1 protein-coding gene is annotated in these 213 nt (G+C 39.0%); it reads left to right on the top strand.

Annotation, left to right across the window (positions count from 1 at the left end; all coding sequences use genetic code 11):
- Positions 1-52 precede the first annotated feature (52 nt).
- The coding region (locus tag V6260_RS19250) for an exodeoxyribonuclease VII large subunit (protein ID WP_341595624.1) at positions 53-213 on the top strand (161 nt) is incomplete at its 3' end.

Genomic DNA, 213 nt, shown 5'->3' with positions numbered 1-213 from the left:
ATGATAAACTTACTTTATAACTTGCCTCATAAATAATTTTAGGTTGTTGTTTATGTTTTCGAAGCCTTCGCAAACGGTTTACACCGTGTCGCGCCTAAATAGAGAAATTCGCACAGTGCTTGAGCAAGGCTTTGCAACTTTAGTACTGACGGGTGAAATTTCTAACTTTATTACCCCAGCCTCCGGCCATTGGTATTTTTCGTTAAAAGACCA

It is taken from the genome of Pseudoalteromonas aliena, from assembly GCF_038155085.1.
Lineage (GTDB): Bacteria > Pseudomonadota > Gammaproteobacteria > Enterobacterales > Alteromonadaceae > Pseudoalteromonas > Pseudoalteromonas aliena_A.
Note: the sequence above shows the minus strand (reverse complement) of the source record. Positions and strands in the feature narration are given on the sequence as shown.